We start from the raw sequence: 25,441 nt of genomic DNA on the forward strand, positions 1-25,441 counted from the left end.
CTCACCTCAGCGCAAGTCCGACGGCAATGTCCCAGCCGCCGTTATTTTCGAAGCTGATGCCGTGGACCTTCATCGGGTCTATGAGCATGACCGATTCCATCGACGTCGATTCCTTAAGAAGGCCGCAGAGATAAGAAGAGGCCCCGGGGCCGAAAAGGTAAATCGAATCGGCGCTGAAGGAGCGGTTCTGCGACATCGCGAACTGCAGCGAGGAACGTATCTCGCGGACAAAGGAGAAGGCGTGCTCTCTGTAAGCCTCGCTCTCAAAACCTCCGTCAAGGATATCCGCGCCGAAGCCGGAGGAGATATTACGGTAAAATATCCCGCAGCCCTTCCAGGAGAGAATCAGAACCGAACGCAGATTTCCCGCGTAGATATAGGCGCAGCCCGCGTCAATCGCCACCGGCGGATTAGCGGCGCGCTCAAGGGCGATCTGAGAGGGCTCCAGGGCGGCGAGCCTGATGCCGTGAGCCGCGGCGGCGCGGGAAATATTTTCGACCAGCGGCCTGCGGGCGGCGGCGACGAGGAAACGTTTCTCGGAAAGATCCTCGCGCACTGGATACTCGATCTCCGCGATATCATAGACGCCGTCCTTTTCGGGAAAGGGGAAATAATTTTCGAATTCATAGCGAAAGGCCATGCGCGCCTCCGCGAGCGTCATCCCCGGAAGATTGACGATACGCAGCAGCGACTCCGTCACCGGCAGGGCGAAATTCACCGCGACATTGAAACCGCCGGCGGATTTCGCGATATAGTCGAAGACCGAACCCAGGTATCCCCCGGAATCAGAGAAGGGGTCCTCCGAAGAGCCGTATTCCGCCGGGATACTTCCTGACAGGGAATCGACAACATTATAAAAGCCGTCCCCGCCTTCGATAGATAGGTAGCGGAAGCTTCCAACATCCAGCACAAGACCGGCGGATATTGTCTTTTTCTTTGAAAAAAAGCCCATAGGACTCCTCCATAAAGCGCCGTTGGCGCTAAAAAATAGATAAAACGCATGCGGGACATTGCTGTCGACAACGATCCCGCCGCCTCATTATATAATAAAAACCCTTAAAAAAAGGGATTTTTAAAATTTAAATAAAAATATTTTTCGAAAATGTTGCGCAAAGACCACAGCAGAAAAAATGAATTTAGCGACGGTAATTTTTACCTTTACAAAAACTATGTTTTATGTTATAGACCATTCTACAGTACTTTTAATAACGTCACTATACAATTAAAACTAACATCGCCGCAGATATAAACAGGAAACGCGCACGCCTGCGGCGTGCGCGTGCGAAAACCGCCTTCGCGTATTATAGATCAAAATTGACTGTTCGGGTTATAATCTTTTGTCTTTATCAGCATATAAACGCTCGTGCCGCCCGCGTAATCCGGCGCGGCCGCGGGATTCTTCGTCGGCTCCGCGTAGAGGCGGTCTTCACTCCTCAGCGCGGCAAGCTCCGCCGCGACGCGGTTCCCCCTCTCGGGGATAAGGGCCGTCTCCGCGCCGTCATACTTAACGAAGAGCGCGCCGTCGTCGTTTACCACGGAGAGCCCCTCCGTATCGATGCCGACATGAGAGATCTCGTTATTCTGCACCTCGGCCACCGCCCGCGGCCAGGAGCCGGTCTCCGAATAATAGGCAAAGACCGCCGCTCTGAGGTTGCTCATATCGGCGGCGATCCTATGGGCATCCGCCGAGGCCCTCATATTCGTGTTTGAATAATAGACGAAGCCTCCGAAGATCACGACAGCAAGTCCAACGACGATCATGCCGGCACGTCTCTTTTCTCTGTTCATCCTATCCATTCTCCTCTCTCAGGCGCTCCGAGGCCGATGCTCCGCTCTCGAACGCGGCGAAGCAAAGACCGCCGCGGTGAAGCGGCGCGGCCCTCGCGCCTGTGCTTTTGCTCCTGAATCAGTTCCGCGCGGGATCGATCTTGATCAGCATATAGACCGGCGCCGCGCCGCTCTCATTGTAATAGCCGTCCTCGACCGAGGCCGTCTTATATAGCCCCTCGGCCTTGCTCATCTTCTCCAGCTCGCGCAGTACGCCGCTCTCAGAGGCGTCGCCCTGATAGGCGACAAAGAGCCCCTCAGGAGTGTGAATCACCTCGTATTTTGTGATGTCCTTCGTAAATGGCCGCTCTATCTCGCCGCCGAGGCCGATATCATCGCTGAAATCGTCGGTGAACTTGATCTTCGAACCGACCGGAAAGAGCTCCCAGTTGGCGGGGTTTGAGAAGACCATCAGCGTCAAGGCCTTGATCTGGTTCATATTCTTCACAATATCGTGCGCCGAGGCGCTGTTATTCTCCCGCTCCGCGGCCAAATACCAGACGCCGACGAGCGCGAAGGCGGCGATAAAAAATATCACCATCGCCGTGCGGTTCCACAGCGGCTTCGCGACGGGCTCCTTGACCATATACTCGCCCTGTTCGTCCTTATCCTTTGAGACGTTTCGCGTCTCCTCTTTTTTGATCTCTTCCGACATCTTTATCCGCTCCTTTTGAGACGGCCCCTTGACGGGCCGTCCTGTCTTTATCTTTGATAAAGATTCTAGCGGCACGGCAGTTTTTTACGTTTGTAGGAATGCTTTTATTGGGGTAGGTGGAAAGACGGAAAAGATTGCCTGTTTAACTGGGTACAGAAAACTAGCGCAAAGAAATACATCCATTCAACAAACCACATACAAACTATCAGTCTAAAACAGTCAATACAAGGTAAGTGATAGGACAAAAGATTAGCTACGCATTGTGTGAGAACAAAGGCTGTAGAGTTATGCATAGGTGTTGATGTGGAGGTATTTTTAGTTTTCTACGCCACAGTTTTTCTAAGAAAATTTTAGCGCAACTCAAAAATTTTTGTATTTATAGAAATGTTTTTATAGTAGTAGATAAAAATGTAAGGCTGTTAGTATAAAACTACCAACAGCCCCAAATTTATAAAAATATGACTTGATCTACTTTCTTATTATCATACCAACAACGCCTGATCCCTTATAATCGCTAGAAACAGCAGTATCTGCAATGAGCCCAGAGTCTTCAGCCATCTCACCTAATTTTGTCGCTACACCTCCAGAGGGCTGATCATAAACAACGACAAGAGCTCCTTCTGTTCCACCAGTGCCCTTCTTTATATCGTAAGACTTCGGCCTCGTTGCATCAAGGTATACGTCGATACTCGCATCGGGGGTATCAGCCGTCGGCCACTCACTATGATCTGCATAGTACATCAAACATGCTGATTTTATATTACGCAAGTTAGAAACAATTTTCACCGCTTCAGCTTTATCTGTTGCCGCACCTGTCGAAAGCATCATCATACCGGCCAGAATACCGATGATGATTATGACGATGAGCAGTTCCACAAGGGTGAAGCCCTTCGCTTTACGGTATTTTTTAATCATTTTTTTCATTTAAATTTTTCCTCCTAAGGTAGTTTTGCCAAATACCGTGCGCGCGCCCACCCGACACGGACCGGACTCGCCTTCCGATCCCCCTTGATTATGACAGATATGCTCTCCCCGCATATCCCTCCTTACAGTGATAACTCTATTTTTATAATTCCATTGACATATAAATACAGGGCCATAATATGGCCCACACCATTATAATATTAATTTTAATAAAAGTGAAGCTCTTTTTACTAAAAATCAAAAGTGTTTTTTACTGAATTTACATGAATGCGTTAATCGCGGAGATGATCGGCAGGAAGATGGCGAGCACCATGAAGCCGACGATGATGCCGACGAAGACGACCATCACCGGCTCGAGTATCGAGCTGAGGCGCTTGATCTTCTCCGATAGCTCCGCGTCATACCAGTCGGCGATCTTCTCGAGCATCTCGTCGGTGCGGCCCGTCTCCTCGCCGACGGCGATCATGTGGCCGATCATCGGCGGAAAGAGCTTCTTCTCGCGCACGACGGCGTTGAGAGCCCTGCCCATCGAGGCGCCGTCGCGCATCTCAAGGAAGCCCCGCTTTATCCTCTCGTTGCCCGCGACCTCGGCCGTCATCTCCAGCGAGGAGAGCACGGGGACGCCGGAGCGCAGCAGCGAACCCATCGTACGGAAGGAGCGCGTCAGCGAGGCCTTGAAGATGATGTCGCCGAAGATCGGTATCTTCAATAAAAGGGTATCGACCGGCATCTTCATCGACTTCATCTTACGCAGCTGCCTGAGAAGAATAGCGGCCACGATAATAACGAGCGGGATAACATACCAGTTATGCTGCATCCAGCGGCCGAATTTAAATGTCATCAGCGTAAGTGTGGGAAGCTCTATATTGAGATTGCCAAAGGCCTTCTCGAACTGCGGGACGACGACGGCGACCATCACGCCGAGGACGAGCAGCGCGATGCAGATGACCACCGTCGGATAGGTCATCGCCGAGATGATCTTTTTGCGGAGGTTTTCCTGGTCCTCCATAAAGGAGGCGATCTTCGCGAGGCTCATGTCAAGCGTACCGGACTCCTCGCCGGAGCGCACGAGCGGTATCGTGATCGCGTCGAAGCATTTGGGGTTCTCCGCAAGGGCGCTGCCGAGCGTCGTACCGGCGCTGACGCGTTTGTAGACGCGCGTGAGCACGCTGCGGAAGCGCCGGTTCTGCGTCTGCTCTGTGAGGATCGCGAGCGAGGCCGTCACGGGGATGCCGGCGGCGATCATCGTCGCGAGCTGGCGGAAGAATACGAGCTTGTCGCGCAGCCTGATGCGCGGCGAGAGGTCCCAGAATTCGCTGCGCTCCTTCGCGGCGCTGTCCGCGAGTTTATCGCCGGGAACGGTCAGGGATATCTCCCTGTGCTGTGAGACGTTGAGCGGGACCCAGCCGTTGCCGCGAATCCACGAAAGCAGCTCCTGCTCCCCCGGCGAGTTATGCGTGCCGCTTATAGTCTTGCCGCTCCGGTCTTTCGCGTCATAGTAAAACTCCATCAAAACCAACTCCCGCTGTAAGCGCTTCTGTTTGAGAGAATATAATCATTATTGAAAAAAGTCAAATGAAAGAGTGCGGAAACCAGAAACGAAGGCGCCTGACCATAGATGATAGACTAAAAATGATAAACAGAGGTTTGGCTTCGAGAGAGGAAAAGAGATAAATAGGCGTTTATAAGCACGATTTGCGTCATAAAATGGGGTCTCCGAATCCTCACCGTATGAAGATACGGTTACGGTATCGGAGCCCCCATTTCATTTAGCAACTCGCACTTCTAAACGCCGATTTCCTTCGGATGGGAAAAGAGATAAATTGCGATTTACCAAAGATTTCGGCTCCCTGGCCGCCTCGGAGAGGGAGGCTACAAGGGCAGAAGCTAAATCGAAATTTATCCTATTCCTATGGTTCTCGACCTACATTCAGCGTGACAATCCACCCCAAAATTTTCCTCTCCTACTGCTCCCGCAAAAATATCGGGTTCGTCCAGGCGGTGCGGCCGTATCTGTCGATACATTCGGCGCGCAGGTAGCTTTCGCTGCCGCTGAGTTTATATTCGGCGTATTCCATCGTCTCGTCAGGCGAGCCGCAGAGCACGGAGGCGCCGTCGTTGACACAGCCGCCGGCGATGAAATTCACCCGGCTGACAGCGCCGCAGGAGACGAAGGCCCGGCCGTTTTTCACGCCCCAGTCGTATATTTCGGGGCCGGACGAGGAGTAGTAGTTGCCCGCGAGGATATTTGTGATTATTTCGTCGTGCGTGAGACGCTCGGACTTCACCGTTATCCAGCCGCCGCAGGCGTCGTCGAATTTGCCCTCGTTGTGGTTGTCGTCGGTCGCCGCGCCGAGGATACGCCTCCCCTCGCGCAGCATGAGGTCCCAGTGCAGGGTGTCGAAGCCCGTGCCGCTCTCGTTGACGGTGTTGTAGTTGAATATCTCCATCGCGAAGAGGCCGCGCGTGCCGGTAAATTCATATTCGGAGACCCGCGACCAGACCGGGTGGTTGTACATCGCGATAAAACCGCACCTCTCCATGCGGCCGACCATCTCCTGCAGCACCGCCGCGCCGTTCCAGCTGCCGAAGAAGACCCGCTGGGGCAGGAATTCAAGGTGTTCGGGACGTCCGCAGACCGCCCGGCGCTGCATTTCGGAGGTTCCGAGGATCGCGTTCACGTGGTGCACTTTGATACGGCGGCGCAGCGTGATGCCGCTGTAAAGGACCGCCGAGGCCTCGTAACCGGGCAGGATGAGGAAGTTTTCATCACCCAGCTCGCCGCTGTAATCAGAATAGCGGTCGTGGTCGGTTATGCAGAGGAAGGAGTAGCCGCGGCTTTTGAAGAGCGCCGCGGACTCCCCCGGCGTCAGCATACCGTCGGAGTTCGTCGTGTGGCTGTGGAGGTTGCCTTTGTACCAGGCACCCTTTTCCGAGAATCCTCTGATATCCATCGTCTACAGCCTGATACAGTTGCGGTTCATGATCGTGATATGGACGCGGTCGCCCTTCGCGAAGAGCGCGCGGCTGCGGAAGAGGGTGTCGGAGACTATCTCCATGCCGCCCGCCTCAATCTTGTAGCGCAGCACGTTGCCGCGCGGCGTCTGGTCGATTATCTTCCCCTGGAACTGGTAGGCCCCGTCTACGGGCGCGAATTCGGACGACAGCTCGACGGTCTCAGGGCGGATGGCGACCTCGTGCGATTCGGCGTAGAGCCGCCCCGTCATCGAGGCGAACTCCGCGCTCGAGAGGATGTTGTAGTTGCCGATGAAACTGGCGGCGAAGCTCGTCTCCGGCTGCGTGTACATCTCTATCGGGCTGCCGGACTGCTCCACCCTGCCGGCGTTGAAGAGGTGTATCACGTCGGACATCACCATCGCCTCGTCCTGGTCGTGAGTGACGAAGATGGTCGTGATGCCCATATCGCGCTGTATGCGGCGGATCTCCTTTTGCAGCGACTTGCGCAGCTTCGCGTCTATCGCCGAGAGCGGCTCGTCGAGCAGCAGCACCTTCGGCTCGGTGACGATGGAGCGCGCGAGCGCGACGCGCTGCTGCTGGCCGCCGGAGAGCTGCGCGGGCATGGCGTTCTCTTTTCCCTCAAGGGCTACCATCGCCACCGCCTTCGCGACCTTGCCGCGGATGTCTTCGATGTGCATTTTTTTCATCCGCAGGCCGAAGGCGATATTCTCAAAGACGTTCATGTTCGGGAAGAGGCTGTACTGCTGGAAGACCATTCCTATTTGGCGGTCTTTGGGGTCGGTGTAGGTGACGTCCCTGCCGTCAACGTATATGCGGCCGCCGCTGACCTGCTCAAGTCCAGCGAGGCAGCGCAGCAGGGTGCTTTTACCGCAGCCGGAGGGGCCGAGCAGGGTCACGAGCTCTCCCCGCTCCACCGTGAGGCTGACATCACGCAGTACGGTGTTATCGCCATATTTTTTCACTATTTTTTCAAATTTTATATAACTCATGCCTTTTTTCCTTCCTTTGCGCCGATTTCCACGGTCTTGGATTTGAGCCAGAATACCGCCGCCGAGATGGCGAGGGTGACGACGAAGAGTACGATGATCACCGCGCTCGTAACCTGCCCGGAGATAAACATTTTTTTGAGCAGGTACATCTGCGCGGTGGAATAGTAGCTGCCGCCGATGGTGTTGACGATGACGAAATCCCCGAAGATGAGGGCGACGGAGAGCATCGAGGAGATGACGACGCCGGAGAGCATGCAGGGGACGATAATCCTGAAGAAGGCGAAGAATTTATCGGCCCCCAGCATCTGCGCCGCCTCGAGCAGCCTCGGCGCGTCCACGCTTATCAGACTGTTTTTAATCCCCTGGTACATGTAGGGGAGTATTACCACGCAGTAGGTGAAGGTGAGCATGGCGATACGGTTCGAGAGGGGCGCGGGCGCTCCGGCGTAGAGGGAGAGGACGCTGACCGGCAGGATGACGCCCTGCACCGCATACGGTATGGTGCAGATTATCTGCAGGTATTTGTCGAGCCACGGCAGGTATACCACGACGACGTACATCGCAAGCAGGATCATCGCCGCGGCGGCGATGACGGGTACTATCGAGATGACGACCGTCCGCGCGAGCGCCTGCCAGAAGGCGGCGTCCCTGAAGATCACGGCGTAGTATTTAAGCGTAAAGCCCTTCGGCAGCACGTCCATCCATTCGGTGAAGAGGGAGTAGACGAGCGTCATGAATAGCGGTATCAGCAGATAGAGCACAATGGCCCAGAGGATTATGGAGCTGCCCTTTCCGCCTCTCATCTCAGCCCCTCCCGCCTCTCTTTTTAAGTATCATGCCGTTCGCGGCGATCGTCGCCACCATCATCAGCATGAGCACGACGGCAAGCGCGGAGCCGAACTCCTTACGCTGCACGACGTCGCCGACAAACTGCTCCGATATCCTTATCGGCAGCAGCTGGAAGTTGTTCTGCATCAGCGCGTAGGCCGTCGCGAAGGCGGCGATCGCGTTCGCGAAGAGGATGCTGAAGGTCCCGAGCAGACTCGGAAGCAGGTTCGGCAGGCCGACCCGCAGCCAGAATGCCGCCGCGCCGCCGCCAAGGAGCGCCGCCGCCTCGCGCCACTCCTTTTTGAGCGCGTCGAAGGCGGGGATCAGAAGCAGCGTCGCGAGCGGGATCTGGAAGTAGATGTAGCAGAGCAGCAGCCCCCTGATGCTGTAAATGTTGAAGTTCGCAAGCGCCTCGATGCCGTGGTTTTTGCCGAACATCACGAGCACGCCGACGTTGCCGAAGAGGATTATGTATGAAAAGGCAAGCGGGATGCCAGAGAAATTCGAGGTCATGTTCAGCACGCTGAGGAATATGTTCTTCGTCCCCGGCTTCGCCTCGCGACAGCTTTTCGCGCCCCAGAAGGCGGCAAAGAGGCCGATAAGCGACGAGGCGGCCGCCACCCAGAGGCTGTTCATCACCGCGACGCGATAGAGCCTTTTAGTGAAAATCGAGGCGTAGTGCGTGAGGGTGAGGCCGCCGCCGTTCTCCTCCATGAAGCTCCGCATGACGACGCCCGCCACCGGCATCAGCTCGAAGAGCAGCACCACGGCGGCGAAGGGAAGCAGCGCGGCAAGGTAGGTCTTTTTGCTGTTATTCAAGAGTTTCTCTCCAATCGTCGTAAAAAAGAGGGAGCCCGCGGAATAGCAGCGGCCTCCCTTTATCATCAGCGCTCTACTTCGCGTAGGCCATTACCTCTTCCTGCCATTTTGTCCCCAGACTCTTGGCCGCCTCTTCCCAGGCCTTGAAGTCCGAGATGGGGCGCGCCTTCGCGTACTGTTCCGACGGGAGCATCTTAGCCTTTACGTCGTCGGGAAGCTCCACACTGCCTCTGATCGGCGTCGCGTAGCCGCGCGCGAGGTTTATCTGACCGGCGTCGCTGAGGATGTATTCACGCGTGAAGGCCGCGGCGTGCGGGCGTTTCGTGTAGGCGTTGATTATCGTCGCGTAGCCGCTCTGCACGGAGCCGTCGGCGGGGATGCAGACGTCATATTCCGCTTCGGGGTTGTTTGCCTTGAACTGGTCACGGTAGCCGAGCGCGTTGTAGTCCCAGACGAAGTAGCAGGCTATCTCGCCCTTTTCGAGGCGCGCGACGTTGGGCTCGCCCATGTCGATGCGTCCCTGCTCGGCGAGTTTCCTGAAGAAGTCGAAGCCCGGCTGGAGGTTGGTCTCCGAGCCGCCGTTGGCGATCGCCGCCGCAAGCAGCGCGCACTGAGCCTGCGTCGCCTGCGCGACGTTGCCTGGGGTCACCATATATTCGCCCTCGAGGATGTCGGCGAATGATTTCGGCGGGTTGGGAACGAGTTTCCTGTTGGTGATGACGGCGATGGTCCCGTAGTAGCCGATCAGCCAGTCGCCGTTGTCGTCCTTCGCCCATTCGGGAATCTCGTCCCAGTAGCTCGTCTTGTAGGGAAGCGTGAGCCCTTTGCTCTCCGCGAGCGGTCCGAAGGACTGCCCCACGTCGCCGATGTCCTTCGTGGCGTTTTCTTTCTCCGCCTCGAAGATCGCCAGCTCCTCCGCCGAGGACATGTCCACGTCGGCGTGCTCGATACCGAATTTATCCTTGAGGTCCGTCCAGGTCCCTACCCAGTTCGCCCATGAGTCGGGCATACCGACAGATTCCACCCGGCCCTCTTCCTGCGCCTTTTTCTGAAGTTCCGCGACGGTGAGGCTGTTGAGGTCAACCTTGCCGGCGCTCTCTTTGCCCGGCTGCATCTGCGTAAAGGCGAATACCGCGATAATTACGACGGCAACCGCCGCTCCGATCATAACTTTCCTGTTCAAAATAATTTCTCCTTTTCCCATATGTTTTCCAAAGCAGTTTTATTATAAAAAACGGGAGTAAAGGAAAGGTTTTATAAACGCAACGAAAATGTAAGCGTAAAAAAAAGAGGCCGCGCGGCCTCTTTTCATCAAATTAAATGAGGATAAGAAAAAGCCGGAGACTGGTGTCTCCGGCTTTTGTATCTGCTTATTGAGCTGTGGGTTTTGCCGCCGGACTTAGTAGTCCATGCCGCCCATTCCACCCATGCCGCCCATTCCACCGGCCATGTCGCCGAGGGTGTCTTTCTTCTCGGGCTTGTCGGCAACGACGGCGTCCGTGGTGAGGATCATCGCCGCGATCGAGGATGCGTTCTGGAGAGCCGAGCGGGTGACCTTCACGGGGTCGATGATGCCCGCTTCGATCATGTCGACATATTCGCCGGTCGTCGCGTCAAGGCCCTGTCCCTCTTTGAGGGTCTTGACCTTTTCGATGATGACGTCGCCCTGCATGCCGCTGTTGTGGGCGATGAGGTAGAGGGGCTCGGTGAGCGCCTTGCGTACGATCTGCGCTCCGGTACGGAGGTCGCCCTCAAGTTTCGCGATCTCTTTGTCAAGAACCTTCGTGCAGCCGACGAGCGCCACTCCGCCGCCGGGGACGATGCCCTCTTCAACCGCGGCGCGCGTTGAGTTGAGCGCGTCCTCTATGCGGAGCTTGAGTTCCTTCTGCTCCGTCTCCGTCGCGGCTCCGACCTGGATGACCGCTACGCCGCCGACAAGTTTCGCGAGACGCTCCTGGAGCTTCTCTTTGTCGTACTCCGAGGTGGAGTCGGCGAGTTCCTTCTTGATCTGCGCGGCGCGGTCCTTAATGGCCGTGGAATCTCCCGCGCCCTCGACGATCGTCGTGTCTTCTTTGGTGACCTTTATCTTCTTCGCGTGGCCAAGGTCTGCGACGTCGGCGCTGTCAAGCTTGCGTCCGACCTCTTCGCTGATGACCGTCGCGCCGGTCACGGTGGCGATATCCTGGAGCATCGCCTTTCTGCGGTCGCCGAAGCCGGGGGCCTTGACGGCTACGACCTGGAGTATTCCGCGGAGCTTGTTGACGACGAGTGTCGCCAGCGCTTCGCCCTCGACGTCCTCGGCGATGATGAGGAGCGGCTTCGCAAGCTGGACGCTCTTTTCAAGGACGGGGAGCATATCTTTCACGTTTGAGATCTTTCCGTCGACGATGAGGATGTTCGCGTCGTCGAGTACGGCTTCCATACGGTCGGGGTTCGTGATCATGTAGGGGCTGAGGTAGCCCTTGTCGAACTGGAGTCCCTCGACGGTCTCCAGCGTCGTGCCGAGGCTCTTGCTGTCTTCAACGGTGATGACGCCCTCTTCGCCGACCTTCTCCATCGCTTCGGCGATGAGCTCTCCGACCTTCTTGTCGTTGGCGGAGATGGCGGCTACCTGCGCGGTCTTCTTGTGTCCCTTGACGGGCGAAGCCTGCTTCTTGAGCTCTTCAACGACGACCGCGGTCGCGTCTTCCATACCCTTGCGGAGCTGCATGCCGTTCGCGCCGGCCGCTACGTTCTTGATTCCCTCGCGGATCATCGCGCGGGCGAGCACCGTGGCCGTCGTGGTACCGTCACCGGCTACGTCGTTGGTCTTAGAGGCTACCTCTTTGATGAGCTGGGCGCCCATATTCTCGAACGGATCTTCGAGCTCGATCTCCTTCGCGATCGTCACGCCGTCGTTGGTGATGGTCGGCGAGCCGAACTTCTTCTCCAGGACGACGTTGCGTCCCTTGGGGCCAAGGGTGATTCCTACGGTATCCGCGACTTTATTGATTCCGCGCTCCATTGAGCGGCGTGCGTCTTCTCTGAAAAGCAGTGTCTTTGCCATAATCTTTATTCCTCCCGTTTATCTATCTGTCTTAATTACTTCTCGACTACCGCGAGAACGTCTCTTTCACCGATAATGAGGTATGTCTCGTCGTCGACCTTGACTTCGGTTCCTGAATATTTGCTGTAGATGACCTTGTCGTCAACTTTGACTTCCATCGGCTGACGTGAGCCGTTGTCAAGAACCTTACCGGCTCCGACCGCCACGACGATCCCTTCGACGGGCTTCTCTTTCACTGTATCCGGAAGCACGAGGCCTCCCTTTGTCTTCTCTTCGTTCGGCGCTGCCTTTACTACGATTCTGTCTCCAAGTGGCTTAAGTTTCATTAAGAGATCCCTCCTGTAATTTTTAAAGCGGTTTTTCGTGTTAGCACTCACTTTCGTTGAGTGCTAATTTTCTTTACGCCTGAAATTTTAATGACTGCCGGCGCTTTTCTCAAATATGATTATAGCCAAATATTTTTTATTTCACTCTGTAATATTGCTTTATCTTCGATTTACTCAATTATTCATAAAAACTTTTGACTTAATTAAATCTTACGGATAATTACTTAATCCGTGATGGTTTTATGTCAAGTTTTCGTATTTTTATTACAGCCGCGGCCCATGCCGCTCTCTTTTTTCAATTATGCAGCTCTTGCGGCTGATATAGGAATTATCCGGCGACGTGAACAACGAATTACAGCAATATGTCTCTCCGGGATTCCTTTTTATGGTAAACGCGTACGATATCTCAAGCGGTTCAAACGACCTGTACTGATAAAACATGTAATCGGCCTTTATTTTGCTGCGCGCGTTTGCGTGTCTCTGTATTTTGAGTTTTTCAAGAGGCAGTTCCAGAAAATTTTCGAGGTCTGTCAACAGAGATATTCGGCTCTCTATGTCGTATGGGACCGGCATATTACTCTTTTGGGCCGTTTTCCAAAGGTCGCTGTATAGAATCCGTCCCCGCAGGGCATCCTCAAAAAATCTTTTCTTGTCTCTGTACATGTTGCCCGCCAGATAATGGATTCCGCTGAGATGCAAAAAATCACCGGCGGCAAAATTCAGGATTATTTCTGATTTACAGCCCTTATCTACAATGAAGAAAGAATATGATATTGACAAAAGTCTATTAAATGCTTCTGCGGCCCGAGATAAGATATCCATAAGAACACTCCTTAAAGCCTCTGCATTTATAATAACAAAGGCTCCGCATATATGCGAAGCCTTCGGCACTTTCCTTTTTGGATAAAAATCCTATCCGGCTTGTGGTTATGTGCGAACCCATTAAAGCTACAAGCAGAACCGAACGCCGGCACGACCCTGCATATCAACGCTCCACGGGAAAACCCGCTCTTAACTGGCTTTATTATACCATAAGATGAATCCGACGCCCATCATCTTTGAGAAAGTCAAAGATACCTCTTCCGGCCTTTAAATTAAAACATTACCTTTCTTACCGCCGGTTCCGCGGAGGCGATGAGGCGTCCCCTGTTGTATGAATAGAGTATCTCGCCCTTTTTGTTGAGCGCGTTGTAGAAGTTGTCACCGTCAAGGACGATGAAGCTCGCGGGGTTTCCCTCGCGGATGCCGTAGCTTTCACCGAGATGGAGCGTCTTCGCCGCGTTGTGGGTACAGAGGCGGTATGAATCCATTATCTCCTGATAGCCCATCATCTGGCAGACGTGCAGCCCCATGTGGATGACGTCGCGCATGTTGCCGCTGCCGAGCGGATACCAGGGGTCAAAGATGTCGTCGTGGCCAAAGGAGACGTTGTTGCCGTTGGCGAGCAGCTCCTTGACGCGCGTCACACCGCGGCGTTTGGGATAGGTGTCGAAGCGCCCCTGCAAATGCGTATTAACGAGCGGGTTGCAGACAAAGTTTATGTCGCTCATGCGCAGGAGGCGGAAGAGTTTGCCGCAGTAGGCGTTGTTGTAGCTGTGCATTGCCGTCGTGTGGCTGGCCGTCACCATGTCCTTCATGCCGCTTTCAAGGGCGCGGCAGGCGAGCACTTCAAGCCCCTTCGACTGTTCGTCGTCTATCTCGTCGCAGTGGACGTCGACGAGGCGGCCATATTTTTCCGCGAGCTTCACGCAGAAGTCGACCGACTCGACGGCGTATTCGCGGGTAAATTCAAAATGCGGGATCGCGCCGACGCAGTCGGCCCCCATCTTAACCGCGTTTTCCATCAGCGTCTCGCCGTTGGGATAGCTTTTTATCCCCTCCTGCGGGAAGGCGACTATCTGGATGTCGACGTAGTCTTTAAGCTCTTCTTTGAGTTCGAGCATCCCCTCCATAGCCACCAGCGAGGGGTCGGTCACGTCGACGTGGGTGCGGACGAACTGCACGCCGTTCGCGGCCTGCATCTGCACGGCGCGGCGCGCGCGCTCCTTGACGTCGTTCTTTGAAAGTTTTTCTTTGCGTTTGCTCCAGCATTCGATGCCTTCAAAGAGCGTCCCCGATATGTTCCAGACGGGATCGCCGGCGGTGAGGCAGGTATCTAGGTGGACGTGGCTCTCGATGAAGGGCGGCAGCGCCATCTTTCCCGTGCAGTCGACGACCTCTTCCCCGCCGCGCGCGGCAAGACCGGCCTTTATCTCTTCAAATTTGCCGTCCGTAACGCGGATGTCTTTCGCCTCTGTGGAATTTTCAATAAATATGTTTTTTATCAGCATCAGAAATCATTCCTTCCGTGATATTTTTCGTTTTTTTAGCTCTTTTTCGCGGTCAGGCGGTCGAGGACGAGAAATACCAGCGCCGCCGCGGCCAGCGAGTTGACGGGCTTTATGCCGCAGGTGACGAAGATGCCGACCAGCGATCCCGCCGCCACCGCTAGGACGCCAGCCAGATTGACCGCGGGACCGTTTACGGCGGGTTTGTAGTATTCATCTTTATGCAGGAAGTAGTGAAGGATGAGCACCGCACCGACGGGGGGAATCATGCCGGAGAGCAGGTTCAGCATCCCGACGAAGTTATAGTAGAGCCAGACTGCGGTCAGGGTTCCCGCCGCGCCACTGAGCAGAACGAGGGGCTTGTTTGGTATCTTGGTGATGTTCGAGACGCCGAGACCCGCCGTATAGAGCGCGTTGTTGTTGGTGGTCCAGATGTTCAGCCCGAGGGTGAGGATCGCGGGTATGGCCAGCCCCTGAAGAATCAGGATGTCAAAGATGTCGGCGACGCCTGTCACCGCTCCGCCGACCGCGCCGAAGATCATCATGACGGAGTTGCCGACAAAGAAGGCGACGACGGTGGCAAGGACCGCCACGCGCGGCGTCTTGGAGAAGCGGGTAAAGTTCGGCGTCGCGGTGCCGCCGGAGATGAAGGAGCCGACGACAATGGCGATGCCCGTCGCGAGGCTGATCGGTTTCTGTGGTATCTGGGCAAATACGTTCATGAAGCCGCCGACCTTATCCACCCCCCAGCCGACCGAGTAGAGGCCGAGAACGGCGATCAGCGGAACGGCGATCGAGCCAAGTACCGCGAGCGCCCTGATCCCCAGGTAGGCGGTGGCCGTCATTACCGTTCCCGTGATGATTATGAGCGCCCAGACGGGAATCCGGCCGCCGGTCAGCCCGGATACGGGGATCGCGAACATCGCGACGCCGACGCCGAACCAGCCGATCTGCGTGAAGCTGATGAGCGCGGAGGGCAGGTAGGAGCCCTTTTCGCCAAAGGAACGGTGGGCCATCAGGTCGAGCGTGAGCCCCGTCTTCTGTCCGATGTACCCCAGCAGGCCGCAGTAGACGCCGAGGAAGGCGTTGCCCAGGATCATCGCGAGGAGGAATCCGTTGAGCGTAAGCCCGATGCCGAGGTTGCCGCCCGCGGTCATGCTCGGCGAGAAGAAGGTGAAGCCCACGAGGACAACCATCGCCGCCCAGAGTCCCTGCACCTTTTTCGCGGCAGGCACCGCGGAGAGAGAGCACTCGCTGTCCGCAATCACTTTTTTCGCTGTCGTCTGTTCACTCATAAAAAACTCTCCGTTTCAAATATAAACTATGCAACCGGTTACACAAACCTCGGACTATTATATTACGCGAAGCCGTTTTTTTGTAGCCTCAAATCGGTGCGGATAAAAACCGTATGCGTCATAATTTGCCCCCTGAGCGTCCAGTGCCGTGTGGATATACGGCTTTCGGTTCTCAGGGGGCAGGTTATATTTAGCCCGCGGCGCTTATTCGCACCGATTTATCTGTTTGAAAGATTTTGTTTTATCCGCCATGACGGATTTACGCAGGTGTTCCGCCGTCAATGTTTCACAGGCGCGGCATTATCGTCTCCTCAAAGAATTTATACGCGGTCTCCGGCGAAACATTGTAGACGGTCCCGTCCACGTCTACGGAGACGTCGTTCTGGCACTGCCCCATGCAGAATGAGCCGCTGATCTCTATTTTGTCGTGCAGTCCCCGCGCTTCGATCTCATGCTGAAAGAGCTGGAGCACGTTGTAGGCTCCCTTGAGGTAGCAGGAGGTCCCGATACATATTCTCACTATGGCCATGACTATGCCTCCTTCGCGTGGTAGTGTACGTGGAGCAGCTCGTGGACGCGCCCCTTCAGCAGCCCGCTGTAGAGCGAAAGCATGAGCGGGTTCTCCTCCGAACGTTTGATGCTCGACATCTTGTCCGCCGAGTAGAGTCCCTTGGCGCGGCTCACTTTGCCTTCGCGGAGGATGAAGGGCTGTCCAGCGCCGCAGACACAGCCGCCGGGGCAGGCCATGACCTCCACAAAGTCGTAGTGTTCGCCCTCCTTGATGCGTTTTATCAGCTCATGGGCGTTTCCAAGGCCGCTGACCACCGCAATCTTAAGCTCCCTGTCCCCGTATTTCACCGTCGCCACTTTGATTCCCTCGCCGCCGCGCACACCTTTAAAGGCGATCGTACGGAGCGCCGCCGCCGATTTGTCAGAGATTACCCGGCGCAGTACCGCCTCGGTGACGCCGCCTGTGACTCCGAAGATGACGCCAGCGCCGCTCATCGTGCCGAAGGGCATGTCGACCGCCTCCGGCTCAAGCTCTGAGAATACGATGCCGGACTCTTTTATCATCTGAATGAGCTCCTGCGTGGTGATTACGTAGTCAACGTCGGGTCCCAGCTCGCCGCGGAATTCCTCGCGCGCCGCCTCCGCCTTTTTCGCCGTGCAGGGCATGACCGCCACATGTACATGCTTTCTCGGCGAATGTTTGTGGTGTTCCTTAATCACCGCGGCGAACATCTGCATCGGCGAGCGGCAGGTGGAGAGGTTTTTAACCACTTCCGGCTCGTTCTTTTCCGCGTAGCTGACCCAGGCGGGACAGCAGGAGGTGAAGAGCGGCATCTCGTGTTCGCCCTTGCCGAGACGCGCGAGAAACTCCGCCGATTCTTCAAGCACCGTGAGGTCCGCGCCCGTCGAGGTGTCAAATACCTCGTTGAAGCCCATCCGGCGCAGCGCCGCGACGATGAGCCCCATCGCGTTTTCGCCGTCGCCGATGCCAAGCTCTTTGCCGAGCGCGACGCGCACCGCGGGGGCTATCTGCACGGAGACGCGCGTCTCTTTTTCGTCGAGCGCCTTCCAGACCCGCGCGCTGTCGTTCTTTATCACGATCGCGCCCGTCGGGCAGACGGCGGCGCACTGGCCGCAGCCGACGCAGACGCTTTCGCAGATGGGGATGTCAAAGACGGTGCTGATCGTCATTTTTGAGCCGCGCCCCGCGAAGTCGATCGCGCCGACCTGCTGTATTTCGTTGCACATTCTCACGCAGTCGCCGCAGAGGATGCACTTGTTGTGGTCGCGCGTGATACAGAGCGACGACTCGTCGCGGCGGGGCGTCTCCGCTCCGTTCGGGAAACGCACGCCCTCGATGTTGAAGCGCATCGCGAGGTCCTGTAATTTGCATTTGCCGTTATTGTTGCAGGTGGTGCAGTCGCGGCAGTGGTCGGCGAGCAGAAGTTCAAGGATCATCTTGCGGTATTTGCGGAGACGGCCGGTGTTCGTCCATATCTCCATACCCTCTTTGGGCGGGGTCGAGCAGGCCGCGTCAAGACCGCCCCATTTATTCTCCACCATGCACATGCGGCAGGCGCCGTAGATGGAGAGCTCCGAATAGTAGCAGAAGGTCGGAAGCTTGATACCAGCCTTGCGGATAACCTCAAGGATATTCTTTTCGTCCTCTATTTCAACGGGGAGCCCGTCTATCATCATATATTTTTTCGTATCCATCTCACTAGACCTCCTTGACTGCGTGGAAGGGGCATGCGGTGACGCACGCGCCGCATTTGATGCACTTATCTTTGTCGATCGTGAAGGGTTCTTTTATCTTGCCGCTGATGGCCTCGGTGGGACAGCCGCGCGCGCACTTGGAACAGCCTTTGCAGAGCGCGGGATCTATCTCGAAGCTCTTTAGCTTCGCACAGGCGCCGACGGGACAGTATTTTTTATTGATATGCGCCTCGTATTCCTCACGGAAATTTTTGATGGTGCTCACCACGGGAAGGGCGGCGGTCTTTCCGAGCCCGCAGAGCGCGGTGTGCGAGATCATGTCGGCAAGCTCGAGCAGCAGTTCGATGTCACCCTCTCGCCCCTCGCCGGCGACGATACGCTCAAGAATGGCAAGCATCTGTTTCGTGCCGCCGCGGCAGGGAACGCACTTGCCGCAGGACTCGTTCTGCGTGAAGTTCATAAAGAAGCGCGCCACCTCGACCATGCAGGTCTTGCTGTCCATGACGACGAGGCCGCCGGAGCCGATCATCGCCCCCGCCGCCGTCAGCGAATCAAAGTCGAGGGGCAGGTCAAGGTCCTTTGCCGTGAGGCAGCCGCCTGAGGGTCCGCCGATCTGTACCGCCTTGAAATCCGCGCCGCCGCGCATGCCGCCGCCGACCTCGAAGACGATCTCGCGCAGCGTCGTGCCCATCGGCACCTCTATCAGTCCGGTGTTTTCAATATTTCCCGTCAGCGCGAAGGCCTTCGTTCCCGGGCTCTTTTCAGGGCCGAGCTCCTTGTTCCACGCCACGCCCTTATTGATGATAAGCGGCACGTTGGCAAAGGTCTCAACGTTGTTGAGCACCGTCGGGCTGTCAAAGAGGCCATGCTCCACGGTACGCGGCGGCTTGACGCGCGGCATGCCGCGCTTACCCTCGATGGAGGCGGTCAGAGCGCTGCCCTCGCCGCAGACGAACGCGCCCGCGCCGCGGTTTATGTGCATATGGAAGGAGAAGCCGCTGCCGAGGATGTCGTCGCCGAGGAGCCCCAACTCCTCCGCCTGCGCGATCGCGGTGCGCAGCCGCGAGACCGCCATCGGATATTCGGCGCGCACGTAGATGTAGCCGTTCTGCGCTCCGCAGGCGAGTCCGGCGATCATCATGCCCTCCAGCATGCGGTGCGGGTCTCCCTCCATGATGCTTCTGTCCATAAAGGCTCCGGGGTCGCCCTCGTCGCCGTTGCAGACGATATATTTTTGCGCCGCCTTCTGGCGTTTTACCTGGCTCCATTTACGGCCTGTGGGAAATCCGCCGCCGCCGCGCCCGCGAAGGTTTGATTCCTCAATCATTCCGACAATTTCGTCGCCGTCCATATCGAAGAGAGCGCGCTCAAAGGCCGAATAGCCGCCGATCGCGAGATATTCTTTGATGGAGGTGGCGTCGATGTGGCCGCAGTGCTCGAGGACATGGCGCGTCTGTTTTTTATAGAAGGGGATCTCGTCCTGTTTCTTGAAGACCTCACCGCCTTTCTGATAGGCGAGGCGTTCGATGTGGGTGCCGCCGATTATCGTCTTTTCCACGATCTCCGCGCAGTCCTCCGGCTTCACCTTGACGTAGAGCCAGCCCTGTGGTTCGATACGCACCAGCGGCCCCATCTCGCAGAAGCCGTGGCAGCCGGACTTTTTCAGCCCGACGGAATGTTCGTGCGGCTCCTCTTTAAGTTCGACTGCGACATTGATACCGCGCTCCGTCATGATCTTTTTCAGCTCGTCATATATCTCCAGGGAGCCGCTCGATATACAGCCGGTACCGGCGCAGATGAGGATTTTTTTGTCTTCCTCGCCGAGGCTGGCGGCGTAAATTTTGCGCAGTTTCTGAAGTTCTTCGCGTCCCTTTATCATCTTAGAGCTCCTCCTTGAGCGCGGCGACGAGCTCGGAGGCCTTATCGGGCGTCATCGCGGGATAGACTTTGTCGTTTACGGTGAGTACCGGCGCGAGACCGCAGGCGCCGAGGCAGGAGACGGTCTCCACGGTGAAGCCAAGGTCGTCGGTCGTCACCTTTTTATCGGAGAGTGCCAGCTCGGAGCGCAGACGGTCTAGGATGGGGATCGATTTGCGCACGTGACAGGCGGTGCCGTCGCAGACTTTGATTACAAATTTTCCCTTCGGGTTGAGGGAAAAATTCTCATAAAAGGTGGCTACGCTGTATATGCGCGCCTGAGGAACCCTCAGCTTCTTCGAGAGGTAGGGAAAAATCTCACGGGGCAGATAGCGGTAATGCTCCTGAATATCCTGCAATATCGCGATAACGGCCGTACTCGAGGATTCATGAGCCTCAAGTATCTTATCGATGAGCGAGTAATCAAATTTTTCTGTCACGATAACATCCCTCTTTTTTATTTATTTGTATCGCCCTTTTCAGGGCAAGCGCCATCAGTACCCCGCACCACCGCGGAGCAGACGGACGATCGCTTTTAATTTTGCTGCCGGTTACCGGTTAAATACAGAGACTTTCCTGGCGCTGACGCAGCCTGCTGGAGAGCGCCGCGAACGAAGCGGCGAGATTTTCATTCGAGATTATCACATCGCCGGGGACATTGAGGTGCGCCGGCGCAAAGTTCCAGATCGCCTTGATGCCGCCGCGTACCATCGCGTCGCAGATATCCTGCGCGTACTGCGCGGGAGCCGTGATGATGCCGATGTGGACAGTGAAACGTCCGCAGAGCTCCGTCAGCCGCGAGACGTCGAATATCTCCTTGCCGTGCACGGTGCTCCCGATCACCGCGGGGTCGCTATCGAATCCGGCGATGATCGAAAGGCCGTAGCGGTCGAAATTTTTATATGAAAGAAGGGCGCGGCCAAGATTGCCCACACCGGCGACCACCGCCTCATGAGCGTTTTTGCAGCCCAGGAACTCTTCCATATCCTCGATAAGCCCCTCCAGGGCAAAGCCGATACGCGGGTTTCCGTCGACCTTGGAGACGGCGGCGAGATCTTTTCTCACCTGCACGGGGTGAAGCCCCAGCTCTCCCGCGAGAAAGGCCGCCGACACATGGCTGCTGCCATCGGCGCGCAGCTTTTTGAGGTGTTCAAGATAGAGCGGCATTCGCTGCAGAGATTGTCTTGATATGCTTAAAGGTTTTGTATTAGGCACCTGCTCACCCTCCATTACTCTCACATCGTTTATTATCGATAATTATATATCGATAATAAAAATATGCAACCCCTATTCTGAGAAAACGCAGGATAAATCTTTCAGTCTGCTTATCGATATGGAATATATCCTCTCTAAACACATTGATTTTATACCATATATGGTGTATATTTTGCCGCAAAAGCATATTTTATACCCATTCGGGGTGATTTTTTGAATAAGAATAATCTTGCTATAACTGTGAAAAAAAACCGGAAAAAATTACACCTCACCCAAGTAGAGGCGGCGGAACGGGCTGGAGTCGGGCTGCGCTTTATCCGTGAGCTGGAGTGCGGCAAGAAGACGCTGCGCATGGATAAGGTAAACGACCTGCTCTTTCTCTTTGGACTGGAGCTGGGACCTGTACCGATGGAGCGAGACGATGAGTGAGCCTCTGCGCCGCTGTGTCGTTAATTTTTTCGGGCGTCCCGCAGGCGAGCCATACTGCAAGGAAAAACATTTTACACAATTAAGATACAAAACAACCAAATAAATCATCTTTTATAACATGGCAAACGCATTGGCAAAAGACAGAAGGAATATGAATCGCTGTTTACCTCTTTTCCCACCAGAAGTAAATCGGCGTTTAGACGTGTCGATGACGACGCGAAATAAGGCCGGAAAACCGCAGGCGCACTTCGGTGCGTCAAGGATTTTCCGGCCTTGTTGAGCTAAGTCAGCGGCGCGTATAAACGCCGATTTACCAGATGCTCCACGACGGATTCGGCGACAGATGCAGATCTGAGCGGTTTCCGCGCATGTAGGAGCTGTACCCGGCGGCGGCGATCATCACCGCGTTGTCGGTACACATACCGCGCGGCGGCAGAAAGAGCTCCACTCCCCTGTCACGCGAGTATTCCGCAAGCGCGGCGCGCAGTCCGGAGTTCGCGGCGACGCCGCCCGATACGGTGAGGCGCTTCACGCCGGTACGCTTCACGGCGAGCTTTATCTTCCCCATCAGGCTGTCGACGACGGCCTTTTGAAAGGAGGCACAGAGGTCCGCGAGCGGAAATTCCTCGCCGAGCGCCGTCTCTTTCCCGATGAGCGTCATTGCGGCGGTCTTGAGGCCGCTGAAACTGAATTCTATCTCCTTCGTCGAGGCCAGCGGCAGTGGCAGCTGGAAGGCGTTAGGGTCTCCGTCGGCGGCAAGCCTGTCTATTATCGGGCCGCCGGGATAACCGAGTCCCAGCACCTTTGACACCTTATCGTAGGCCTCGCCCGCCGCGTCGTCGCGTGTCGAGCCAAGCAGCTCATAGTCGCCGAAGGCGCGCACAAGCACCACCTCGGTATGTCCGCCGGAGACTATCAGCGAGATGAATGGCGGTTTAAGCTCCTCCGAGACGGCGGCATTGGCAAAGATATGCCCCTCCAGGTGGTTGACTCCAATCAGCGGCACCCCCCATCCCTGCGATAGGGCCTTCGCCGTCATCACGCCGACAAGCAGAGAACCCATGAGCCCGGGGCCGGAGGTCACGGCGATCAGGCTCAGCTCCTTCGCCGGCTCCCCGATTCCCGCCTTGGCGAGCACGCTCTCAAGCAGCGGCAGGATCGCCTCCTGGTGCATACGCGAGGCAAGCTCCGGCACCACACCGCCGTAGACGCTGTGTGAGTCTATCTGGCTCGATATGACCTCAGCTAGCAGCCCATGGCCTCCCTCAAGCACCGCGAGCGCGGTGTCGTCGCAGCTGGACTCGATACCAAGAGTCAAAAACCTTTTACCGCCCTCAGCCATCAGTGTGAGCAGCCTCCGCAGCCGGCACAGCTTCCGCCGCAGTTACACCCCTTAGCGCGCCGCATCTCGCCCTTTTGGTGGATGAGCACGCGGCAGCGGCACTGCGGGCATTTTTCGGCAAAGGTCTCCGTCTCGAAGACGAGCCCGCATTCGGCGCATTTATAGATGTGCAGAGCCTCTACTTGGGAACTTTCCATGTCTCAGAATCATCTCCGTAACCAATCTTTATCTCTTTGCCGGCTTTGACCTCCGCGCTCGGAACCGCAAAGGCGAAGTAACCGTCACTCTTCGACGCCATAGGGCCGAAGGGATTCGTCATGCTTGAGGAGAGAATGTCCCCCTTTTGCAGATGATAGCCGCCGATGAATACCTGAGTGTAATCGAAATCCCAGGGCTTATAGACGTCAATGTGGGCTATGAAGAGCCTCTTTTTACGGGTGGCGTCCGTACCGTAATACTGCGCCATGTCATATACCCAGGGCTGAAGACGGCTATCGGCGGCGATCGACTTGGATAGCTTATCGTCGACGTAAATTACCTGCATCGCGCCGCGCGCGCCGAGCACCATATCGCCGAAACGCTCGCCCTCCACCCATATATCGGTCTGCCGTTCGTCAAGAAGCTCCGACACATCCTGCGCTGTATTGGAGGGACCGGCAAGGGCGGCCTGAACCGAAAATATTACAAACGCAACTATCGCGATGGCCGCTGCAAATGATTTTTTCATTTTACTCTCCTTCAAAAAAGTTTTCAGCTATAGGAGGGTTTTTATCTTTACCCCCCTACAGCTGAATATCATAGCATAATATGAGCCGCGTTATAAACTCTTTTCCCACGGACAGGATAAACACATGAAAGTTCGCCGTCCGCGGTACACCCCTGAAGAAACCGCAGCGTTCAGCCGGTCTATAAAAAGCGGTACGAACCCAGCCATGATCTCAGAAAGCGCCTGTACACCGACGCGCGGCGAAAATGTATCTCTTTTCCGAGGAAGTAGCATATGGGTATAAGGAATATATAAAATTCCCAGCGGAGCGCCTCCACACCGACGCCGAGCAGCTTCAGCGGCACAGAGCATGAGAGGCACCACGGCACCATCGGCGCGATAATCACCAGCGAGTTTTCAAGGTCTAGGGCAAGCTCTTCCTTAGGCTGGCCGCGCTTCGTGTACTGTTTTTTCAGGAGGGTGGCCGCCATGATGCAGGAGGTTATCTGGCTGCAGAATATTCCCGAGGCGAAGAGGCTCGACAGTATCACGGTGCATGATTTGCCGATCCGCCGCATCATCGCCTCCACGATCTCGTTCAGCTGACGCAGGAGGCCGGAGACGGAGAGTATCTTCGCATAGGTGCTGGATATCGCGAGTATCATGATGATGCCGGCCATCGACACCAGGCCGCCGCCGTTCCAGAGATCCCCCATGACCGCATCCTGCGGATAGTAACCGAAGACCGCCGTATGAAGCAGCTCCGCGGCGCTCTCTCCCTGAACGGCGCAGGCGATGAGGCAGGCCGCAGCCGAGCTTACGATCAGCGCGTATTTGACCCTGATCCTCATAAGCGGGAAGCAAAACATCACGGCGACCGGCAGCAGCGCCCACCAGCTGATCACAAAGTCCTTCTTTATCTCCGCAAGATATCCCGCGTTTGAGATATAGAGCGGATTATTGAAAGAGAGGAAGCAATAGGCGGCGATGCAGACCACCGTCGGGATCAGCGCGGTACGGAACATCCGGCTCACGTTGCCGTAAAGGTCTGTTTTGGTAAGCGCGGCGATGAGGTTCGCGCTCGAGGCGGTAGGCGAACAGCGGTCGCCAAAGTAGACGCCGGAGAGTATCGCGCCTGCGGCAAGCAGTTCGTTCACGCCGCCCGAGCGCGCGATGGCCATCAGGATGACGCCCGCGGTGCCAGCGACACCGATGCTCGTGCCGAGGGCATAGGAGATAAAGCAGGTAAGAAGGAAGGCTATTAGGATAAAGAGCTTCGGCGTTATCAGACCTACGCCATGGTAGACAAAGAAGGCGATCACGCCGCCGGCGCGCCATTCGGCGGTCAGCAGCCCGATGAGAAGCAGTATCTCAATGACGAGCAGCGCCTCTTTCACGCCCAGCGCCGAGGCCCGCAGCACCGTGGAGAGGCGGCTGCCGCGGCGCATCGCGGCGGCGGCGAGCAGTACATAGCCCAGAATCATCGCATAGACCATCTGATAGCTATATACAAGGCATACGGCAATCGAGGTCACGAAGAGGAGAAACGACAACAGAAAATACATAGAGCTCACTCAGCTTTCAGATATTT

The 25,441-nt window shown here is 56.1% G+C and carries 25 protein-coding genes; 1 reads left to right on the forward strand and 24 read right to left on the reverse strand.

Going from position 1 to position 25,441, the window contains the following annotated elements:
- Position 1: 1 nt before the first annotated feature.
- From pilM to BED41_RS09845, 20 genes are all read right to left on the reverse strand, one after another.
- Positions 2-952, reverse strand: a complete 951-nt coding sequence (pilM, locus tag BED41_RS09750; protein WP_066745397.1) for a type IV pilus biogenesis protein PilM — start codon at positions 950-952, stop codon at positions 2-4.
- Positions 953-1,308: 356 nt separating this feature from the next.
- Positions 1,309-1,788: a hypothetical protein gene (locus BED41_RS09755; protein ID WP_066745400.1), complete on the reverse strand. Its 480-nt coding sequence runs from the start codon at positions 1,786-1,788 to the stop codon at positions 1,309-1,311.
- A gap of 118 nt (positions 1,789-1,906) precedes the next feature.
- Positions 1,907-2,482: a hypothetical protein gene (locus BED41_RS09760; protein WP_066745403.1), complete on the reverse strand. Its 576-nt coding sequence runs from the start codon at positions 2,480-2,482 to the stop codon at positions 1,907-1,909.
- Positions 2,483-2,950: 468 nt separating this feature from the next.
- On the reverse strand, positions 2,951-3,406 hold the full coding sequence (locus tag BED41_RS09765) for a prepilin-type N-terminal cleavage/methylation domain-containing protein (protein ID WP_066745406.1): 456 nt from the start codon (positions 3,404-3,406) through the stop codon (positions 2,951-2,953).
- 259 nt (positions 3,407-3,665) lie between these two features.
- Complete coding sequence (locus tag BED41_RS09770) at positions 3,666-4,916, reverse strand: type II secretion system F family protein (RefSeq protein WP_066745409.1); 1,251 nt, start codon at positions 4,914-4,916, stop codon at positions 3,666-3,668.
- Between the two features lie 454 nt (positions 4,917-5,370).
- Positions 5,371-6,360, reverse strand: coding sequence for a PHP domain-containing protein (locus tag BED41_RS09775; RefSeq protein ID WP_066745412.1), 990 nt, complete (start codon positions 6,358-6,360; stop codon positions 5,371-5,373).
- Positions 6,361-6,363: 3 nt separating this feature from the next.
- Positions 6,364-7,374: an ABC transporter ATP-binding protein gene (locus BED41_RS09780; protein ID WP_066745414.1), complete on the reverse strand. Its 1,011-nt coding sequence runs from the start codon at positions 7,372-7,374 to the stop codon at positions 6,364-6,366.
- The gene (locus BED41_RS09785) at positions 7,371-8,177 is read right to left on the reverse strand and encodes an ABC transporter permease (protein WP_066745417.1); all 807 of its coding nucleotides are present in this window, start codon (positions 8,175-8,177) and stop codon (positions 7,371-7,373) included. Before BED41_RS09785 ends, BED41_RS09780 begins: the two co-directional genes overlap by 4 nt.
- 1 nt (position 8,178) lies before the next feature.
- Entirely contained in the window at positions 8,179-9,021 is an 843-nt protein-coding gene (locus tag BED41_RS09790) for an ABC transporter permease (protein WP_066749203.1), read from the reverse strand.
- A gap of 73 nt (positions 9,022-9,094) precedes the next feature.
- Positions 9,095-10,204, reverse strand: a complete 1,110-nt coding sequence (locus BED41_RS09795) for an ABC transporter substrate-binding protein (protein ID WP_229712287.1) — start codon at positions 10,202-10,204, stop codon at positions 9,095-9,097.
- A gap of 216 nt (positions 10,205-10,420) precedes the next feature.
- Positions 10,421-12,067, reverse strand: coding sequence for a chaperonin GroEL (gene groL / locus BED41_RS09800; protein ID WP_066745420.1), 1,647 nt, complete (start codon positions 12,065-12,067; stop codon positions 10,421-10,423).
- 35 nt (positions 12,068-12,102) lie between these two features.
- Positions 12,103-12,393 (reverse strand): co-chaperone GroES, encoded by a 291-nt coding sequence (gene groES / locus BED41_RS09805; protein WP_066745423.1) that lies wholly within the window; start codon positions 12,391-12,393, stop codon positions 12,103-12,105.
- 264 nt (positions 12,394-12,657) lie between these two features.
- On the reverse strand, positions 12,658-13,215 hold the full coding sequence (locus BED41_RS16955; protein WP_367593406.1) for a PBECR4 domain-containing protein: 558 nt from the start codon (positions 13,213-13,215) through the stop codon (positions 12,658-12,660).
- Positions 13,216-13,487: 272 nt separating this feature from the next.
- Positions 13,488-14,723, reverse strand: coding sequence for a cytosine deaminase (gene codA, locus BED41_RS09815; RefSeq protein WP_066745428.1), 1,236 nt, complete (start codon positions 14,721-14,723; stop codon positions 13,488-13,490).
- 35 nt (positions 14,724-14,758) lie between these two features.
- Positions 14,759-16,015, reverse strand: coding sequence for a cytosine permease (gene codB, locus BED41_RS09820; protein ID WP_066745431.1), 1,257 nt, complete (start codon positions 16,013-16,015; stop codon positions 14,759-14,761).
- Positions 16,016-16,301: 286 nt separating this feature from the next.
- Positions 16,302-16,544, reverse strand: a complete 243-nt coding sequence (locus tag BED41_RS09825) for a (2Fe-2S) ferredoxin domain-containing protein (protein ID WP_066745432.1) — start codon at positions 16,542-16,544, stop codon at positions 16,302-16,304.
- Between the two features lie 2 nt (positions 16,545-16,546).
- A complete protein-coding gene (locus BED41_RS09830) occupies positions 16,547-18,241 on the reverse strand; it encodes a [FeFe] hydrogenase, group A (protein WP_066745435.1) in 1,695 nt (564 codons plus the stop codon).
- 4 nt (positions 18,242-18,245) lie between these two features.
- Entirely contained in the window at positions 18,246-20,120 is a 1,875-nt protein-coding gene (locus BED41_RS09835; protein ID WP_066745438.1) for an NADH-quinone oxidoreductase subunit NuoF, read from the reverse strand.
- 1 nt (position 20,121) lies between these two features.
- On the reverse strand, positions 20,122-20,598 hold the full coding sequence (locus tag BED41_RS09840) for a complex I 24 kDa subunit family protein (protein WP_066745441.1): 477 nt from the start codon (positions 20,596-20,598) through the stop codon (positions 20,122-20,124).
- A gap of 118 nt (positions 20,599-20,716) precedes the next feature.
- On the reverse strand, positions 20,717-21,373 hold the full coding sequence (locus tag BED41_RS09845) for a redox-sensing transcriptional repressor Rex (RefSeq protein ID WP_084002384.1): 657 nt from the start codon (positions 21,371-21,373) through the stop codon (positions 20,717-20,719).
- 213 nt (positions 21,374-21,586) lie between these two features.
- On the opposite strand from BED41_RS09845, the gene BED41_RS09850 reads away from it, so the two are divergent.
- Entirely contained in the window at positions 21,587-21,802 is a 216-nt protein-coding gene (locus tag BED41_RS09850; RefSeq protein WP_066745447.1) for a type II toxin-antitoxin system Y4mF family antitoxin, read from the forward strand.
- 310 nt (positions 21,803-22,112) lie between these two features.
- On the opposite strand, the gene tsaD is transcribed toward BED41_RS09850, so the two are convergent.
- From tsaD to BED41_RS09870, 4 genes are all read right to left on the reverse strand, one after another.
- A complete protein-coding gene (gene tsaD, locus BED41_RS09855; RefSeq protein WP_066745450.1) occupies positions 22,113-23,144 on the reverse strand; it encodes a tRNA (adenosine(37)-N6)-threonylcarbamoyltransferase complex transferase subunit TsaD in 1,032 nt (343 codons plus the stop codon).
- Positions 23,144-23,341, reverse strand: a complete 198-nt coding sequence (locus BED41_RS09860) for a hypothetical protein (protein ID WP_066745452.1) — start codon at positions 23,339-23,341, stop codon at positions 23,144-23,146. The genes tsaD and BED41_RS09860 overlap by 1 nt, the downstream gene beginning before the upstream one ends.
- Positions 23,323-23,871 carry a hypothetical protein gene (locus tag BED41_RS09865; protein ID WP_066745453.1) on the reverse strand — a complete coding sequence of 183 codons (549 nt, stop codon included), beginning with the start codon at positions 23,869-23,871 and terminating at the stop codon, positions 23,323-23,325. The genes BED41_RS09860 and BED41_RS09865 overlap by 19 nt, the downstream gene beginning before the upstream one ends.
- 179 nt (positions 23,872-24,050) lie before the next feature.
- The gene (locus tag BED41_RS09870) at positions 24,051-25,415 is read right to left on the reverse strand and encodes a Na+/H+ antiporter NhaC family protein (protein ID WP_066745455.1); all 1,365 of its coding nucleotides are present in this window, start codon (positions 25,413-25,415) and stop codon (positions 24,051-24,053) included.
- Between the last annotated feature and the right edge of the window lie 26 nt (positions 25,416-25,441).

It is taken from the genome of Cloacibacillus porcorum, assembly GCF_001701045.1.
Taxonomy (GTDB): domain Bacteria; phylum Synergistota; class Synergistia; order Synergistales; family Synergistaceae; genus Cloacibacillus; species Cloacibacillus porcorum.

What these genes read in the sequence shown, in the direction of transcription:
- pilM (WP_066745397.1), bottom strand. Translation starts at nt 952, where the DNA reads ATGGGCTTTTTTTCAAAGAAAAAGACAATATCCGCCGGTCTTGTGCTG.
- BED41_RS09755 (WP_066745400.1), bottom strand. Translation starts at nt 1,788, where the DNA reads ATGAACAGAGAAAAGAGACGTGCCGGCATGATCGTCGTTGGACTTGCT.
- BED41_RS09760 (WP_066745403.1), bottom strand. Translation starts at nt 2,482, where the DNA reads ATGTCGGAAGAGATCAAAAAAGAGGAGACGCGAAACGTCTCAAAGGAT.
- BED41_RS09765 (WP_066745406.1), bottom strand. Translation starts at nt 3,406, where the DNA reads ATGAAAAAAATGATTAAAAAATACCGTAAAGCGAAGGGCTTCACCCTT.
- BED41_RS09770 (WP_066745409.1), bottom strand. Translation starts at nt 4,916, where the DNA reads ATGGAGTTTTACTATGACGCGAAAGACCGGAGCGGCAAGACTATAAGC.
- BED41_RS09775 (WP_066745412.1), bottom strand. Translation starts at nt 6,360, where the DNA reads ATGGATATCAGAGGATTCTCGGAAAAGGGTGCCTGGTACAAAGGCAAC.
- BED41_RS09780 (WP_066745414.1), bottom strand. Translation starts at nt 7,374, where the DNA reads ATGAGTTATATAAAATTTGAAAAAATAGTGAAAAAATATGGCGATAAC.
- BED41_RS09785 (WP_066745417.1), bottom strand. Translation starts at nt 8,177, where the DNA reads ATGAGAGGCGGAAAGGGCAGCTCCATAATCCTCTGGGCCATTGTGCTC.
- groL (WP_066745420.1), bottom strand. Translation starts at nt 12,067, where the DNA reads ATGGCAAAGACACTGCTTTTCAGAGAAGACGCACGCCGCTCAATGGAG.
- groES (WP_066745423.1), bottom strand. Translation starts at nt 12,393, where the DNA reads ATGAAACTTAAGCCACTTGGAGACAGAATCGTAGTAAAGGCAGCGCCG.
- BED41_RS16955 (WP_367593406.1), bottom strand. Translation starts at nt 13,215, where the DNA reads ATGGATATCTTATCTCGGGCCGCAGAAGCATTTAATAGACTTTTGTCA.
- codA (WP_066745428.1), bottom strand. Translation starts at nt 14,723, where the DNA reads ATGCTGATAAAAAACATATTTATTGAAAATTCCACAGAGGCGAAAGAC.
- codB (WP_066745431.1), bottom strand. Translation starts at nt 16,015, where the DNA reads ATGAGTGAACAGACGACAGCGAAAAAAGTGATTGCGGACAGCGAGTGC.
- BED41_RS09825 (WP_066745432.1), bottom strand. Translation starts at nt 16,544, where the DNA reads ATGGCCATAGTGAGAATATGTATCGGGACCTCCTGCTACCTCAAGGGA.
- BED41_RS09830 (WP_066745435.1), bottom strand. Translation starts at nt 18,241, where the DNA reads ATGGATACGAAAAAATATATGATGATAGACGGGCTCCCCGTTGAAATA.
- BED41_RS09835 (WP_066745438.1), bottom strand. Translation starts at nt 20,120, where the DNA reads ATGATAAAGGGACGCGAAGAACTTCAGAAACTGCGCAAAATTTACGCC.
- tsaD (WP_066745450.1), bottom strand. Translation starts at nt 23,144, where the DNA reads ATGGCTGAGGGCGGTAAAAGGTTTTTGACTCTTGGTATCGAGTCCAGC.
- BED41_RS09860 (WP_066745452.1), bottom strand. Translation starts at nt 23,341, where the DNA reads ATGGAAAGTTCCCAAGTAGAGGCTCTGCACATCTATAAATGCGCCGAA.
- BED41_RS09865 (WP_066745453.1), bottom strand. Translation starts at nt 23,871, where the DNA reads ATGAAAAAATCATTTGCAGCGGCCATCGCGATAGTTGCGTTTGTAATA.
- BED41_RS09870 (WP_066745455.1), bottom strand. Translation starts at nt 25,415, where the DNA reads ATGTATTTTCTGTTGTCGTTTCTCCTCTTCGTGACCTCGATTGCCGTA.